Source organism: Microcoleus sp. OTE_8_concoct_300 (genome assembly GCF_031383065.1).
Classification (GTDB): Bacteria; Cyanobacteriota; Cyanobacteriia; order Cyanobacteriales; family Microcoleaceae; genus Microcoleus.
In genome coordinates this window covers 1-16,004 of record NZ_JANMZH010000880.1, presented here as the reverse complement: position 1 = coordinate 16,004, position 16,004 = coordinate 1, and the positions used below count along the sequence as shown (strand labels likewise).

Annotated in this window: 11 protein-coding genes; 5 read left to right on the top strand and 6 right to left on the bottom strand. The window is 45.6% G+C overall.

Annotation, left to right across the window (positions count from 1 at the left end; genetic code table 11):
- Window positions 1-98 precede the first annotated feature (98 nt).
- From ACUVJL_RS38480 to ACUVJL_RS38470, 3 genes are all read left to right on the top strand, one after another.
- Window positions 99-830: a sucrose-phosphate phosphatase gene (locus ACUVJL_RS38480; RefSeq protein WP_445250620.1), complete on the top strand. Its 732-nt coding sequence runs from the start codon at window positions 99-101 to the stop codon at window positions 828-830.
- Window positions 831-1,241: 411 nt separating this feature from the next.
- Window positions 1,242-2,432, top strand: coding sequence for an RNA-guided endonuclease InsQ/TnpB family protein (locus ACUVJL_RS38475; protein ID WP_445250619.1), 1,191 nt, complete (start codon window positions 1,242-1,244; stop codon window positions 2,430-2,432).
- A 163-nt stretch (window positions 2,433-2,595) separates the two neighbouring features.
- A complete protein-coding gene (locus ACUVJL_RS38470; RefSeq protein WP_445250618.1) occupies window positions 2,596-2,949 on the top strand; it encodes a DUF6464 family protein in 354 nt (117 codons plus the stop codon).
- Window positions 2,950-3,035: 86 nt separating this feature from the next.
- Here the strand turns inward: ACUVJL_RS38470 and ACUVJL_RS38465 are convergent, their stop codons facing one another.
- Together ACUVJL_RS38465 and ACUVJL_RS38460 are read right to left on the bottom strand one after the other, a co-directional pair.
- Window positions 3,036-3,431 carry a late competence development ComFB family protein gene (locus ACUVJL_RS38465; protein WP_445250617.1) on the bottom strand — a complete coding sequence of 132 codons (396 nt, stop codon included), beginning with the start codon at window positions 3,429-3,431 and terminating at the stop codon, window positions 3,036-3,038.
- Between the two features lie 28 nt (window positions 3,432-3,459).
- Complete coding sequence (locus ACUVJL_RS38460; protein WP_445250616.1) at window positions 3,460-3,768, bottom strand: DUF1830 domain-containing protein; 309 nt, start codon at window positions 3,766-3,768, stop codon at window positions 3,460-3,462.
- Between the two features lie 233 nt (window positions 3,769-4,001).
- Here ACUVJL_RS38460 and ACUVJL_RS38455 point away from each other — a divergent pair, with 233 nt between their 5' ends.
- Window positions 4,002-4,163 carry a hypothetical protein gene (locus tag ACUVJL_RS38455; protein ID WP_445250615.1) on the top strand — a complete coding sequence of 54 codons (162 nt, stop codon included), beginning with the start codon at window positions 4,002-4,004 and terminating at the stop codon, window positions 4,161-4,163.
- Between the two features lie 680 nt (window positions 4,164-4,843).
- On the opposite strand, the gene ACUVJL_RS38450 is transcribed toward ACUVJL_RS38455, so the two are convergent.
- From ACUVJL_RS38450 to ACUVJL_RS38435, 4 genes are all read right to left on the bottom strand, one after another.
- Window positions 4,844-5,230 carry a response regulator gene (locus ACUVJL_RS38450; protein ID WP_333442545.1) on the bottom strand — a complete coding sequence of 129 codons (387 nt, stop codon included), beginning with the start codon at window positions 5,228-5,230 and terminating at the stop codon, window positions 4,844-4,846.
- Window positions 5,231-5,525: 295 nt separating this feature from the next.
- Window positions 5,526-8,957 carry a PAS domain S-box protein gene (locus ACUVJL_RS38445; protein WP_445250614.1) on the bottom strand — a complete coding sequence of 1,144 codons (3,432 nt, stop codon included), beginning with the start codon at window positions 8,955-8,957 and terminating at the stop codon, window positions 5,526-5,528.
- Window positions 8,958-9,366: 409 nt separating this feature from the next.
- Window positions 9,367-11,289: a response regulator gene (locus ACUVJL_RS38440; RefSeq protein ID WP_445250613.1), complete on the bottom strand. Its 1,923-nt coding sequence runs from the start codon at window positions 11,287-11,289 to the stop codon at window positions 9,367-9,369.
- A gap of 197 nt (window positions 11,290-11,486) precedes the next feature.
- Entirely contained in the window at window positions 11,487-12,773 is a 1,287-nt protein-coding gene (locus ACUVJL_RS38435) for a chemotaxis protein (RefSeq protein WP_445250612.1), read from the bottom strand.
- 630 nt (window positions 12,774-13,403) lie between these two features.
- On the opposite strand from ACUVJL_RS38435, the gene ACUVJL_RS38430 reads away from it, so the two are divergent.
- A complete protein-coding gene (locus ACUVJL_RS38430) occupies window positions 13,404-15,953 on the top strand; it encodes a hybrid sensor histidine kinase/response regulator (RefSeq protein ID WP_445250611.1) in 2,550 nt (849 codons plus the stop codon).
- Window positions 15,954-16,004 lie beyond the last annotated feature (51 nt).

The following is a 16,004-nucleotide window of genomic DNA, read 5'->3' as shown; positions in this document are numbered from 1 at the left end:
TTTAACAAATTCTTATAAATAGTTAAAATTATTTTAGGAAGCGATCGATTCCCAATTACTAATGACTGATGACAACTGACTACTGATTAATTCCCAAAATGAAATTTTTATTAGTTACAGATTTAGACAACACCCTAGTCGGAGATGACGAAGCAACTCAAGTTTTAAACCAGCGCTTGCAATCAAAGCGATCGCAAATTTGTTGGGTTTACGCTACCGGGCGTTCTTATGCTTCAACTTGCGAATTAATTGCCCAAAAGCAACTGCTAGCACCAGACTATTTAATTGCAGGTGTAGGCAGCGAAATTTACCAAGACGGAACCCTCGATTTAGATTGGGCGGAATATCTTTCTCAAAGCTGGGATAAAATAGCCATCGCCTCTTTAGCTCAGCAGTTTTCCAAGCTTAAACCCCAATCCCCAAAAGAACAAAATCCTTGGAAAATCAGTTATATTCTGGAACCAACAGCAGAAAACAGTTCGACTGTCCAGGCTTTGCAGCAAAAGTTAACTGAATCGGGACTGCTAGCTCAAATCATTTTTAGCAGCAATAGCTATGTGGATCTTTTACCGCAAACTAGCAATAAAGGCAATGCCCTTACTTATTTACAAAAGCGCCTGCAAATTCCATCTGAGGCAACATTAGTTTGCGGTGATTCTGGCAATGATATCAGTATGTTTGAACAGGATGTCCGGGGAGTAATAGTCGCTAATGCTCTCTCAGAACTCTTAGAATGGCATCGCGAATGCGGCACTGAAAATCATTATTTAGCTGGTTCTGCTTGCGCTTGGGGAATCATGGAAGGAATGGGATATTTTTGGGAATTTTGATTGCCGAAAATCCGGTTTGGTTTGTAGTGAGGACTAAAGTCCTCATGAAAATCAGAGGGCTGAATTGCTCACTACAAACATACCCCAAGCACCCTAAGTCCCGCAAACCCTTAAAATCTATTCAGAATCTCAACCGCCTATCGATAGAACCTGCGAGTTGCGATACCAGAAGCCTCTACTGCTTTATAAAGCGTAATCGAACTTAACTTTAGTTATCTAAAGCGAGTTGAAGTTTATAAGAAATAAGCTGAAAACCCTCTGACTTCAGTCCAGGTATTAAAGATCACGGGAGACTTTAGTCTCCCAGTCAAATCCTTGCTTGATCAGAGATACGAGTTATATTGTAAACTTTCTTTACTTTTTGCTCAGTCTTATGTCAAACGATATAACATAAAAGCGGGAGGTAAAGCCATGCTAGTTTTTGAGTTTAAAGCCTACGGGAAACAGAATCAGTTCAATGCAGTGGATGAAGCAATTCGTACCGCTAAATTTGTCCGCAATAGCTGTTTGCGCTATTGGATGGATAACAAAAATGTGGGTCGATACGACTTAAATAAATACTGTGCTGTACTGGCTCGCGACTTTCCGTTTGCTGACGAACTCAACTCAATGGCTCGACAATCGAGCGCTGAACGAGCATGGTCTGCTATCTCCCGATTTTATGAGAACTGCAAGAAAGGAATTCCTGGTAAAAAAGGTTATCCACAGTTTCAGAAAAACTGTCGCTCTGTTGAGTACAAAACCAGTGGATGGAAGCTTGCGGAGGATAGGAAATCAATCAATTTTATTGATAAAAAAGGGATTGGAAGGTTAAAACTAAAAGGCACACGCGACTTGCACTTCTACCAAATCAGTCAAATCAAACGGGTGAGATTGGTAAAACGTGCGGATGGCGTGTACGTTCAATTCTGTGTCGATGTCGAGCGAAAAGAAAACACAGAACCTTCTGGTACTACGATCGGATTAGACATGGGTCTGAAGGAATATTACACCGATTCAAAGGGAATTACGGTTGAAAATCCTAGATTCCTGATCCAAGGTGAAAAAGTTCTTAAGCGTTCAGGGCGTCGTGTTTCCAGGAAAGTAAGAGGTTCAAAGAATAGGGCTAAAGCTAGGCAGATTCTAGGCAAACGCCATCTCAAAATAAGTAGGCAGCGTAAAGACCATGCTGTGAAATTAGCACGGTGCGTAATCTCATCAAACGATGTAGTCGCTTACGAAGATTTGAGAATTAAAAATATGGTAAAGAATCACTGTTTAGCTAAGTCTATTAATGACGCATCTTGGTATCAATTCCGTATTTGGCTTGAATACTTCGGTAAAGTATTTGGAAAGATTACGGTTGCGGTGAACCCACAGTACACCAGCCAAGAATGCTCTAAGTGCGGTGAAATTGTCAAAAAAACGCTATCCACGAGAACACACGTTTGTAAATGTGGGTGTGTAATGAATAGAGATTTCAACGCAGCTAGAAATATCCTTCGTCGAGGATTGGGTACGGCGGGGCACGTCGGAACCTTTGGTCAAGAGCCAAGCAACGCTTTAGGAGAATTGACCTCTACTGTTGTTGGAGAAATCCTGCCTCAGCAAGTTGACTCGTAGATTAAAGAATCCCCGTGCGTTCACGCTCGGGAGTGTCAAATAGTTAAGCTTAGGGTCTCAACCTAAATTACTCTCTCTAGAAGAAGTTATCTTTCTAGATGAAGAAGATGTAGGTTTAGTCTAGTATTTGCCCCTTTAGTTCAGCTCGCCAACCCACCGCCACATGGAACAAAATACTTTACCCGTAGAGGTGATTCTCTCTCACCCCCGCCAATCCTTAGGCAACATTCGGCTGGATTGGACGCCACAACCGGGGAACTATCTAGATTTAGAGGGAGAAACCTACGCTGTTTTGGAACGCCACCACCGCTATCAACTCAAATCCGGCCGCTACCGACTGCAAAAAATTGCCCTGTACGTGCAGTCTGCCACAACGCCGACGGAAAGAACTTGTGTAAGCGGCATCTGGGTTATCGGAGATGCTACCTGTCGCTTTAATGCTCGATCGGAAATTCTCCGCTGTGCTGTCAATCCCAATGGCCCGTGCTCGCGCTGCTGCGATTACGAAAAGTCTTGAACCATTGAGCCAGTAAACAATTCCACCTCCCTCGCCCAACCGAGAGTGCCGAGGATGCGGGCGTCTCCCTCATTTACGACAAACTATCAAAACCAACTAGCAACTCTCGAAGCGGATTTAACTTGTTCCCGAAAGCGGTAATCGATCTTCTGATAGCTGTGCAGCACGTCGCGAATGCCAGCATGAATCAAATTTTCTATGTGTAGCAACTGCTCTGAAGAACAGCGAACCTGGACTGTTTGGTTTGAAACAGACTCGCCGGAGTCGATCGCAGTATATCTATTAGGAACTCGGCTGAGCACGTAAGCAATTAAATCCTGTCGCAAGCCAGAAGGCGAAAAAGCTTGTTGGTACGGATGCGTCGGATAAGACTCCAAGATAATTTCTACTTCTTCTGTAACTACTGCCAAGGTAATATTGACAAGATTTTTCTGCATTTTCCCCCTCCCCAAACACTCGTTAACTAATATTTTTGTTGCCATCTCGATATCGTGTGATTTCTGCGGAATCTTAGCCGGCTAATACCGCATATCGTTCTTGGGGAATCACCAGCTCGCTCTCGAAACTTACCTCTTCTATAACCCGCAGCACGTAGCAGGGAATCTTGTCCGATAAAATAGCACTTGCCACCATACCCGTGTGAATTTCTAAGACTGCTTCTGCTGGTGCTTCAAACATCAGTCGCTGTCCCGGAAATATCACTCTTTCCATGTACCAATTAGGAATGTTCCCAATCCGAACCACCTGAACAAGGTGGGTAGCATTTGCGTAATAGCACAGAATCGGGTTGTTATCTTTAGAAGATAGCTGATCTGACATTTTAAAAATCTCCCCACTCTTTCAAAAACTTACTGGGACTTGGCTTTGCCTGTTAGTGGCAATTGCGAGTTTGGCTCTTGACAAAACGACAGATTTATTTTTGGGGTGTTAATCGAGAGCGCGAATCACATCCTCAGTTATTAATTTTTTTACGATTCAGTTCTCATGCCAACACATAGAGGAGTGGCGCAGAAACCCCGTTTTTCCCGGTTTAAAAACCCGGTTTTTGTGGTATGCAGAACCTCACTCCTGACTTATTCAGGCTGGTTGTGCTGTGGCACCAGTTAATCGAAAGTACCGTCACCGACCCGAACTGCCCTGACAACAGGTTCGTTTTTTGGCAGCGGAATGGTGCTGAGATTGCGATCGGGCTTCTGATCCAGAGCCTAGAGTAAAATTTATCTAAAAAATATGAGGAAATTATGAAGACCATCATTTTTTTGATAAATATACTTTTGCCGAAGCAGGGATTACAGCACTTAGGCAAAAACCGGGTTTTTTACCATAAAACTTGGCTGCATCTGTGATCCTGGGTTAAAAAAACCCGGTTTCTGAGGGAAGTCTTCGTAACTCTTGGATTAGCAGGCCCAAGCGGGGTTTCTTACCAAAAAACTTCGCTGCATCTGTGATCCCGGGTTAAAAAAACCGTTTTTGAGGCAAGTCTTTGTAACTTATGGAGGAGTTATTCTGCCTGTAAATACGGTAATAGCCGATCGGCTTTGCGGGCAACAAAAAACCCCGACTCCCTGAGATCATTTCTCGAACTTCTAGGGAATCAGAGTTTAAATTAACCAATCACCGATCCATCTCAAAGCTAAATCAAAAAAATGAGGAAATTCTGAAAACAGCAGGAAAAACTAGGACTTTCCTGGACGGCGAAACCCGGTTTAGTAACATAATTGCGTGGTTTTTGCAAGATATTGGGAACGAGAAAGCGGATTTTAGATCGTCATCCGGCTTTAATGCCCCCTGGATTCTTCAGTCGGGCCCTTGCCGACTTTTTTTTGTCTAGTAGCGGTTTCAACCGCCGAGTTTGATCTGCTATGTGCTATCTGCGATCGCATTTTCCCCCACTTTAAGACAACGGTTCCCAACCCAGAATTTCCGCAACTTGCTGTGCCAAACTCAAAGGATCAAAAGGCTTAGCAATCACCCCCGCTACCCCCAAATCAGCAAATTCGCTCAAATCCATCGCCTGCACCTTAGCAGTCAGGAAAATCACCGGAATCTCCCGAGTAGGCGCATTGTTTTGCAGCAAACTAAACAAAGCAACTCCGTCCATATCCGGCATCATCACATCTAGCAGAATAGCGTCAGGGAGTTGAGTTTCAGCTAAAAGCCATCCTTCGCTGCTGCTGAGCGCGCTCAGTACCGTCCAGCCCCCTAAATGTTCCAGACAAGCCTGAATCACGCTGCAGAGGTTTTTTTCATCATCGATTACCAGAATGCGCTTTGCTGACATAATTAAAACTCAAATTTTAGATTAATCATGGTAAACCGAAAAAAAACTTACACACCCTGCCTCATCAACCCGGTTTCTTCGCAGATATAGCAGAAGGAAGAAGCAATCAGCAATAAAATTAAGGGTTTCAGGAATAAAAAACGTCCTCATAGTCTTGGCGGTTGCTATATTTTACCGCTCACCTATTTAAACCGAGAACAGAAAAATCGACAGATAACCCTCGCAAACTCATTCTCCCCGCGTGCGTTGCGAGGAACATTAGCTTCCCCCATCTCTTATGAAAGCAATCTCAAAACTAAAAACTTTTTCCCCCCTCGCCTTCCAACGGTGCAGGCACTGTAAAATAGAAACTGCTTCCTTCTGAGACAACACTTTCGGCCCAAATTCTGCCGCCGTGCTGCTGCACGATGCTGCGACAGATAGCCAAACCCAAACCCGTACCTCCTTTTTGGCGGGAGTCAGAAGCATCCACCTGTTGAAACCGTCCAAAGATTGTTTCTAGTTTATCCGCAGGAATCCCCCGCCCTCGATCTTTGACTTCAAATAAAACCCGATCGCCCAAATCTTCAACCCTGACAGTTACTGTACTCTCAGCAGCCGAGAATTTAATCGCATTGCTCAACAAATTTACCAGCAGTTGAACGATCCTGTCCGGGTCAGCCCAAATTTTGCCCGAAACGGCCAAAATCGACAAATTAATGTTATTCTCAGCAGCCACAGACAGCACAGCTTCCGCAGACTTCCGCATCAAAACAGCCGCATCGCACCACTGCTTGACGAGAATAACTTGGCTTGATTCGAGCCGCTCTAAGTCTAGAATATCGTTGACCAAACGCACTAACCGTTCGGTATCGCTAGACGCGATTTCTAACATCTGTTTGGCAGTTTCCGGTTGATCTTTCAGTACCCCAGCCGCCAGCAAACCTAAAGAACCGCGAATTGAGGCAAGCGGCGTTCGTAGTTCGTGGCTGACAATGGAAATAAACTCATTTTTCATTTTTTCAATTGCCCGACTTTCTGTGATATCTGTGATAGTGCCGACGTGACCGATTAGTTGATCTCTGTCGGAAAAAATCGGAGCTGTTTTAAGCCGACAAAACCGGATTGTTCCGGATCGCTGGATGTGGCGGAATTCACAGGAAAATTCCCCATCTAACGATTGCGATTCCGACCACTTAGACAGAATTAGTTTGATGTCTTCGCGGTGAACAAACCGCATCCAGCCGTTTCCTAAAGCTGCAGCAGGTTTGAAGCCGCCAATTGCTTGACAGCGGGGATTTGTATAGGTACATTTCCCCTCAGTATCGATTTTGAAAATGCCGACGGGCGAACTTTCGCTCAGAGAGCGAAATAAAGCTTCACTTTCCCGGAGTTCTGCTTGAGAGCTTTCTAGTTCTCGGGTTCGCTGCAAAACTCGCATTTCTAACTGTTCATTGAGCTGTTGGAGGGCGGCTTCAGCAAGTTTGCGATCGCTAATATCGCGCTGCACTGATACCCAATGGGTAAACCAACCATTTTTGTCAGCTATGGGCACAATACTCATTTCTACCCAAAATTCCGTCCCGTCTTTGCGGTAATTGATCAAGTCAACCCGCACCGCCTGCCAGGTTTCCAAAGCTGTCCGAATTTGATCAAGACTGGCGCGGTTAGTTTTTTCTCCTTGCAAGATGCGCGGTGTTTTGCCCAAAACTTCTTCTAGCGTATAGCCCGTCATCCGCGTGAAAGCTGGGTTGACATAAAGAATTCGCGGGCCCGGTTCGTCAATCGGTTCAGCTTCGGTAATTAACACGGCGTCGTCAGTGGTGGTGACTGCTGATTCCAACAGGCGCAACTGTAATTCTCTAGCTTTGCGATCGGTAATTTCTGTAACTGTCCCCACCATCCGCACTGCATCGCCTGCTTCGTTGTAAAAAAACTTACCTTTTCCCTCAATCCAGTGAATGCTGCCGTCGGGCCAAACCACGCGGTTTTCGTTACAGAAATCCGATCGCTGGGCGATCGCCTGATTTATAGCATTCTGAATACTGTTTAAATCTTCTGGGTGAACGCAAGCTGCAAAACTTTGATAAGTTCCGCCAAAAGTTCCCGGGGTCAACCCATACAACTCTTCGTGTTCCCTCGACCAAATAATGCGATTTTTCTGCACGTCCCAGTCCCAAAATCCGATTTTGGTAGCCGACAAAGCTAAGCTAAGCTGCTGATTGGTTTTCCGCAACTCAATGCTAGTAATAGCAACTCGAAGTTCTCGCGCTATTTCGATTTCGCACGGCTGCCAAGGCAAAGATTTTAACCTCACAGTTTCTTGCCACAACTCAAAGGAAGTGCGAGGAGACCTCGGCCGGCTGTCATCCGGTTTAAATTCAATTGGCCCGTCTGGTTGACCAGCCCAGTTGACAGTTTGAATTGCTTCGGGACGGAACCACAAAATGTAATAATTTTGCATCTCGGACATGGCAAGCACCAGCAAACCGCTAGCAACTTCTTTAAACTTCTCGGAGGGCGGATACAGTTTTGAGAGAGAATCTGTATAAAAAACATCATTATTTATTTGAGTTTTTATCCAAACAATTAATTTTTCAATTTCTACCCATTCCGGGGTTTTGCCGATGGTTGTTAAATTTTCATTGGCACACACAACTGCACCGGTAGCGCCCACTAAGGTCAGCAATTCATCTCCGAATGTAAGCAAACCTTCTACAAAGCAGTTTTTTCTAGAGATTTCTGTGATAAATTTATGGCAATTTTCTTTTAAATAAATTGCATATTCCCGGTCTTCGCTATCTTGTTTGTAGCTGAGTTCTAGATTCACAAACTTTGCTAGCATTTCGCAAGCGGTTCTTGTTTCGTAGTTGACATACTTTCGTGTTGGATGGTGACAGGCGAGCAATCCCCAGACTTTTTTATCTTTGATTAATGTCAGGGTCATGCTAGCGGCAACGTTCATATTTTTGAGATATTGAACGTGGCAAGGGGAAACTGTTCTCAACAAAGAACAGGCCATATCCAGGGGGCGACCGGTCAACGGATTGCAGTGAGGAATTAGTTCTACAGGCCGACCGTTAATATCGGGAATAAACCGAATTAAATTCATGTTGAACAGGTTTCTTGCCAGGGGGGGAATATCCGTAGCCGGATAGTGCAGTCCCAATAAAGGAGCCAAACTTTCTACTTTGTCTTCGGCGACAACTTCCCCCGCACCAGTGGCATCAAATTGATAGACGATCGCTCGATCGAAACCGATCATCCTCCGCACTTCTTCAACTGCTATTTGACACAGCACTTGCAGGTTTGGTGTTTGGTGGATTTTGTCGATCGGCTCTTGGACTAAATGATAACAATTGAAACAATCGCTAGCTTTTGGGGAAACAACCGACTCTAGTTCAACAATTAATGCTGAACTAGATTGATGCAGCGTCCCCTCAAAAAAAGACTGGCGGTTTTGACTTTTGAATGATAATCTGATACCGTTAGAGTGATGACTTTTTTCAAATAAAGCTTTTTCAATAGCCTCAATTTCCTCAGTCTCCACAAATTCCTGTAAAAATTTGCCCAAAAGTTCTTCGGGGTAAATGCCGAGAGCCTCAAAAGTATTGTTGCTAACTTGCAAAATTTTCAACACAGGAGATTCCAGCACCAAAAGGATGCCGTGAGGTTGAATCGAACCCGGAGCGTAAATTAGTTCGTAGTCGCTGTTATTGAGAGTGCCTGTGTCTGAGGGCAATATCATTGCTTTCCTATGATTAATACTTCTCTAAATTAGTCTATAGCGGTTCTCAAGCGTGGTGAGGTATGGGGGCGAGTCCTATGCCTATGCTCTATGCCCTATGCCCTATGCTCTATGCTCTATGCCCTATGCCCTATGCCCTATGAGCACCTCATGTTACTGAGAAAGGCTATATGTTCTTGATGAGCGGGCCAACATCAATCAACGCCACCGCGGCCGAATCACACAATCAAACAATCCCAAGTGTGGGCTAAGGCTTCCTGATTCGTTTCGGACACGCACTGCATATTTCCTCCTAGTTATAGCAGTTTAAAAAAAGAATTAAACTGTAGGTCCGTGCTCGTGGTTTCGAGCTTCATCATTCCCCATTCTTCAGTTATTTAATTCTTTAAATTTTTCATCTAAAATGGTATTAGTGTTGTGCCTGAGCTAGTCTGTGCCTGAGTTGAGTCCGCTCCAAACGATTCAGGAGGCGAGCAATCAATTCCGGTTTGACGATCGGCTTGTTCACGTAGTCGTCAGCACCTGCAACAAACATTTGGCGCACTGTTTCCGGCTCGGAATGAGCCGTCAAAAATAGCACGGGGAGTTTGCTCCAGCGCAAATCGTTGCGCACTGCCAAACACAGCTCAATACCACTGTAACCGGGCATCTCCACATCTAAAATTAGCAAATCCGGACAAGTGGTTTCGAGTACCTCCCAGAACTTTTCGGGCTCATCCAATGTTGTTACTTGAAATCCCCAAGGTTGTAGGATCACTTGCACTGCAGCCAATAGATGCACGTCATCGTCTACCACCATAACTTTAGCTTCAGCAGGGCCGGTCTGGTCGAGAACTTGGGCGACTGCTTTGAGTATATCTGCTGGGGGGATAGATTTGTGTAAAAAGCCGGAAGCTCCCAAACGAGCAACTTCTATTCGATCGCTCAATTGATTGTGCCCGCTAAAAATCATCACCGGAATTTCTGGTTTTTCACGGAGGAGTTCGGCCAGGAGAGAAAGTCCGTTTTCCTGAGTTTTGGAAAATGTCAAATCCAGCAAAATCGCGTCGGGAGGCTGTTGAGAAATCGCATTTCTTGCCGCCTGCGCAGAGTTGGCGACTTCTATCTGGAAGCCGTTCGCGGATGCTACTATTTTCAGTTGCTCGCTCTCAAAAGTATCATGATCAACAATCAGCATTCGGCGCTTCTGGGAAACCGCAGGAACTAGGTCGCCTTCTGGTTCGGGCGACGGGCGATCGAATAGCTGTGTGAGCTTCTGCAGAAATCCCTCAATCTGCTGAGCCGTATCCGGTTTCAAGATGTTTTCAGCCTTGAACAAATGTTCTATCTTGCGCGCAACTTCCGAACCTTTGGGCAGCCCTAAAGTTCCCAAAGAACCGACTAATTTGTGAGCTTGAGCCTGGGCTTCTTGGCGCAGTTCGCCCTCCAAGGTTCCGCTTTTGAGTTGAGCGATCGCGCGATCGAATATCGCCACCTTTTCTATAAAATTGGCTTTTAAATTTTCCCGCATTTGGGCAACCATATTCAGGACTTTGAGGCGGCGGTCGTCATTGTTTAATTCCTGGCCCTGCCCGGTAGATTCAGCAGATAAAGTCTCTTGACTTTTAGCAGTTTCTGCCGTTTCCCGCGCAACTTTTTGGCTCTCAATATCCTCCTGCAGACTTTTGAGCCGATAGCCCAGTCCGTAGACGGTTTCCACTAAATCTACCGTCATCCCGGCTGCTTTCAGCTTCTGCCGCAGCCCCTTGATGTGAGCGGTAACGGCTTCTTCCTGAGGAAATTCGCCGGCCGACCAAATGCGATCGAGGATGGCGCTGCGGCTGAAAATGCGCCGGGGATTTCTCAGGAAAAGTTCCAGCAAATTGTACTCTTTCGGAGTCAAGTGCAGCACTTTTTCGGCATAAGTTACTTCTGTAGTGTCCGGGTTGACTTGCAGTTTTTCCCAGGTCAAATTTGTACTCGACAAAGTTGCCTTACCCCGGCGCAGCAAAGCTCGAATTCGAGCGATTAATTCTTCGAGATTAAAGGGTTTGACCACATAATCGTCTGCACCCGCCTCTAAACCTTGGACTCGATCGTTGCTGCTATCTAGCGCTGTCAGCAGTAAAATCGGCATTTGGCAGCCGGACGATCGCAATTTCCGACACAAACTAATGCCGTCGAGTTTAGGAATCAGCACATCCAAAACAATCAGGTCGTAATCGTATGCCTGCACAAAGTGCAAGGCTGTTTCACCGTCTGCTGCCGCATTCACATTGTAATTGTGAGAGTTCAGTGCTTCGGTCAGCAACCTGACTGTAAGTGTGTCATCTTCTACCAGAAGAATTTTCATAAGCGTCACCTGTTCTTTAAGATTTTTTTGTGACTTATTATCGAATAATTGGGATATTTAAATAGCTTTTATGCTAGTTTATTTTAAATCTTCCCACCCTAAGTCTAACAAATACTTTTCTTAAAATTTTGAAATGGTAAATTATTATTTTTATTTTTTTCCCTCTCCCAATGTTTCATCGGATTCTACCGGGGCTTTTAGGGTTTTTTGGACTTCAGCGCCTGCTGAATTTTTTGAATCAGATATTGCGATGAATCTTGTTGCTGAACTCTCTGTTCCAACTCGTAAACCGCGACTTCGGCGTGTTCTATATCTTTAACTAAAGAATCAGCGGTAACACTTTTTATGACTGGCAAAGGTTCTTTGATAGGGGTCTGTGAAGGTAAATCTTTTTCCGCTATTAATTCCTCCAACTCTAACAGCGCCATTTCCGCGCGATCAATCTTGATGGTCACAGATTTAGCCACATTAGCACCCGCTCTTGCTGCCTGCGTGAGTTCGTGAACGCGAAGTTTAAACCGGCTGGCAATTTGCTCCATTTGATTCCCCAATTCAAAAGTTTTACTCGCCAGTCTGCCAATTTCCAGACTCACTTGGCTCAGACCGCTGGGCTGACTTCCCATTTGATTGGTAACTACAGCCACCTGTACTGCTAAGTGCCTGACTTGCTCGATCGCCTCCCGGATGGTTCGGGAAGTACGGTTAACCGTTTCTAAATCATTAGCTATTGCTTTGCCAACGCCCAAAATTTTATCTGTATTGTTGCAAATAGAATTAGCACCTTGAAAAGTAGCTTGAAATGCTTGGCGACCTTCCGACGAAATCAGTTTCGCAATCCTCACAAATCGCTGATTCATTTGAGCAATTTCTTCAGCTTGTTTTACCAGTGCCACTTGCTGAAAACTGGGAAGAGTCTGCGATTTTTCTGTTTGACGCTGTTGGGATTTTAAAAGCTCATTACATTCTTGAAACTTCGCCTGTTCTTGTTTAATTATCGCCCGATACTTGTGTCTTTCTGCTCGGTGTTTTTGAATAACTTTGTTAGCTTGCGCTAAAAGTTTCGACTGGGCAATCACCAGAGTCTGAACGTCCAAAAGGCAGTGGCTATCGTTTTCCATTACCACAACAATTGGTTCATAAATCAAGTCTTTGTGCCTGTTGAGAGACGCTTGCACCGCATCCTCCACTTTCCAGTTTTCCGAAAGCATCAAAGGCGGAATTCTAATAAAATCTAACAAAGCACGAATCGGGTGCTGCCCGTAAATTTCTAAGCGATCTGGAAGACTCATTTGCTCTCGAAACTTGACGCGAGAAATCATGCCCAATACCTGTGATTCGTGAGTAATAATGACTCCCGGCAGGTCGGGTTCTTGCTCGAATCTTTCAGCCACTACCTGTCCTGGAGTTGCAGCACTCACTTGAAAGTGGTGACAAGGCAGATGTCCGATCGTCAAATCGGGGGTGAGTTGAGTTGGATTGCTCATTTACCCAGATAGTTTTAAGTAGAAGTTAACAAATTATATATTGATATTATACTAGAATAAGATTTTTTAAAGTGGTCAACAACCCACCACTAATTGGAATACCGATTTAGTGGGGCTTGAAAGAGTCCTAGTTGACCAGCCTAAATCTTAAGTGACAGGAGTTGTGGGCAAAAGTTGTTCACACGCCCGGAATGCGTAGCTAGTTAAGAGCTCTGTAACGAAAGCATTAAACAGCCATTTGGGAGGCAGTGTGTTTGGCAAAGTACCGACCTACAACACAGGCGCGTGCTAACTTGACCCCAGCAATGGGAGTGGAATTCCTGAGTTTCCATAAAAAACCCGCTACCCAAACAGGACCTGAAGCTCACGATTATTCAGCCGTATCCCTGCCCCCCATTTCCTCCCACCGCTTTCGCACTCGTACAGCTATGGCGGGGTCACTCGCGGCGAAGAAAGATGACAACTGGGAGAAATAAGCTTTCTGGGTCCTGGCCCACTCCTTGAGCCTGCCTTCTGACTACTTTCATTTCAAGTCTCAAGGAGCGGCCGCGCCTGCTGCGCCCCGGGTGCCGTCCCTACAACAGGGGTCTTCATATTTTGTTCTTTAAAACAACCGGGAAAATATCTAGATTGAAACCAAAAACCTTAAATCGGACTTTGCCACTAGCAACCTTTGAGGCTGCTTACCAGTTGTTACAGCAAATGGCTGAACTCCCCGGGGCGATTTGGCTGGCCGACGATGTTCACGCTGATGCTCAAAATCGGGAAGACTCATCGGAAAGGTTTGCAGCAGTGGTATCAGCTCATTTTAGCGCGCTGCTGCGGGGCAAGCTATTAGATGAGTTCGCAACAAACGGATGCAAACACAGCGAAAAAAATCTCAATTCGCAATTGAATGTGCAGTTGACTTTCGATCCCGGGGCGATCGCCAATTTCCTCTCTCCCCTCGCAGACCAACTCGCAGAAATAACGCCCGCACCCTCGCGACAAATTGACATTGGCGCCCTCAAACAAGCAATTAAAAATATACAGCCAAACTCGGCAGTTTTTCAAAGCGACTTCACCCTAAATTTGCTGGATATTCTCGCTTCAGATGCCAGAAAAAACAGTCATCCGCCCCTACACTACCAAACAGAAATAGAGCCAAATTCCGCGCCCCAAGTGAGAGAGCCAGAAACGCTACAGCTCCAGATTACCGAAGCCGTCAATCAATTACAACTTGCCACTCCCTGCATTTCATTTTGTCAGCCAGTGGAAGATGCTTTGCAGCAGCAGCTCGAACAAGAGCGACTTTTGAATCAAGTGACAACTCAAATCCGCCAGAGTTTGGAATTGCCTGTAATTTTGTCAAAAGCAGTCGAGCAAGTGCGAGAGTTTTTGGAGGTCGATCGCCTGTTAATCTATCAATTTGAAAAAGTGCCAGCGCCCCACAATGGTGAGTTAAGTAAAGAAATACCTGCGGCGGTTTCTGGGTCGGGCGAAATCCCAGAAAATTTCGGGTCTTACTTGTATTTAGGTCGCGTCACCTACGAAGCTTTAGCCAACGATGCTATCTCGTCTGTACTGAATTTTAGTGATGGCGCGCAGTGTTTTACCAATGGAGTCATTGACAGAGAGAAATATCGCAAAGGCTTGGCTTTGTGCGTCGCGGATGTGGAAACAACTTACTCTTCGCAACCTTGTTTTTTAGAGTTGATGCGGCGGGCGAAGGTACGCGCGAAGTTGCTAGTGCCGATCGTAGTTCAAGACGAATTGTGGGGGCTGCTAATTGCCCACCAGTGTACTTTTCGGGAGTGGGAAGAAAGCAAAAAAACATTTTTGCGGCAAATAGCAGAACATTTGGCGATCGCCATTTATCAAGCCGAACTTTATGCACAAGTCCAGCAGCAAAAGCGCACCTCAGAACAGCGCGTAATAGAGCGCACGCGAGAACTGCGCGATGCACTAGCCGCCGCCCAGTCGGCCAGCCTCGCCAAGAGCGAATTTTTGGCAGCTATGAGTCACGAATTGCGGACTCCCCTCACCTGCGTCATCGGCATTTCCGACACCCTGCTGCGGTGGTCCTACGGCAAAGTTGGCAGCAAAGAAGTGCCGGTGCAAAAGCAGCGGCAGTACCTGCAAACTATCCGGGACAGTGGCGACCACTTATTAGAATTAATTAACGATATTTTAGATTTATCGCAAGTAGAAGCGGGAAAAGCAGTATTAAAAATTAGTGAATTTTCAATTTCTAAATTAGCTTCTCAGAGCCTGCACGCCCTGAAAGAAAAAGCTATGGCTAAAGGCGTGGAACTGCTGCAAGAACAGCGGATAAAACAAGAGTGCGATCGCTTCACCGCTGACCCGCGCCGCTTGAGACAAATTCTATTCAATCTTTTAGGAAATGCGATTAAATTTACTCCCGAAGGCGGGCAAGTCATCCTGCGAGTTTGGGTTACAGAAGATAAAAATCGAACGCCGGCAGTGCGGCAGCCCGGTACTGCACCTGCTGGCAGCACCGCTGTTTTTCAAATCAAAGATACCGGCATTGGAATTCCCGAAAATCAGCGATCGCTGTTGTTTCAAAAATTCCAGCAGTTAGATTCCCCCTACCGCCGCGAATACGGCGGCACCGGTCTAGGATTAGCTTTAACTAAACAGTTAGTAGAGCTTCACGGCGGCGCGATCGAAGTCAACTCTACAGTTGATGTCGGCTCTACTTTTACCGTTTTTATACCCATCCAAACTCAAAGCAAAGATGAATCCACAAAATTCACGTATGAAAAATCGAATTCATCTTTACCGCTGCATTCTTCCTCCTTGCGGGGCAGCCTCGTGCTCGTCGAAGAAGATGAAGAAACTGCCATGCTGATTTGCGATATCCTGACAGTCGCAGGACTGCAAGTGGTGTGGATGATTGAAGGTTCCGCGGCGGTGGAACAAATTGAACTTTTGCAGCCGAATGCTGTGATTGTCGATATGCGTTTGCCCGGTATGAATGGCTGCGAAATAATTCACCAACTGCGTCAAAAACCCGCTACTGAAAATATCAAAATTCTGGCTTTAAGCGCTAAGGAGATTCCCGCAGATGAGATATTTTCCGTGACGGCGGGAGCTAACGATTGTTTGGCTAAACCGATTCACCCTGAGCAATTGCTTGACAAAATTATTTCTTTAATGGCCGGGATTGGTAATGGGTAATGGGGCATGGGGCATGGGGCATGGGGCATGGGGCATGGGGCATGGGGCATG

Excerpts from the sequence above, each read along its gene's own strand:
- ACUVJL_RS38470 (WP_445250618.1), top strand. The coding sequence starts at position 2,596 with ATGGAACAAAATACTTTACCCGTAGAGGTGATTCTCTCTCACCCCCGC.
- ACUVJL_RS38445 (WP_445250614.1), bottom strand. The coding sequence starts at position 8,957 with ATGATATTGCCCTCAGACACAGGCACTCTCAATAACAGCGACTACGAA.
- ACUVJL_RS38450 (WP_333442545.1), bottom strand. The coding sequence starts at position 5,230 with ATGTCAGCAAAGCGCATTCTGGTAATCGATGATGAAAAAAACCTCTGC.
- ACUVJL_RS38435 (WP_445250612.1), bottom strand. The coding sequence starts at position 12,773 with ATGAGCAATCCAACTCAACTCACCCCCGATTTGACGATCGGACATCTG.
- ACUVJL_RS38455 (WP_445250615.1), top strand. The coding sequence starts at position 4,002 with ATGCAGAACCTCACTCCTGACTTATTCAGGCTGGTTGTGCTGTGGCAC.
- ACUVJL_RS38465 (WP_445250617.1), bottom strand. The coding sequence starts at position 3,431 with ATGGCAACAAAAATATTAGTTAACGAGTGTTTGGGGAGGGGGAAAATG.
- ACUVJL_RS38440 (WP_445250613.1), bottom strand. The coding sequence starts at position 11,289 with ATGAAAATTCTTCTGGTAGAAGATGACACACTTACAGTCAGGTTGCTG.
- ACUVJL_RS38460 (WP_445250616.1), bottom strand. The coding sequence starts at position 3,768 with ATGTCAGATCAGCTATCTTCTAAAGATAACAACCCGATTCTGTGCTAT.
- ACUVJL_RS38480 (WP_445250620.1), top strand. The coding sequence starts at position 99 with ATGAAATTTTTATTAGTTACAGATTTAGACAACACCCTAGTCGGAGAT.
- ACUVJL_RS38475 (WP_445250619.1), top strand. The coding sequence starts at position 1,242 with ATGCTAGTTTTTGAGTTTAAAGCCTACGGGAAACAGAATCAGTTCAAT.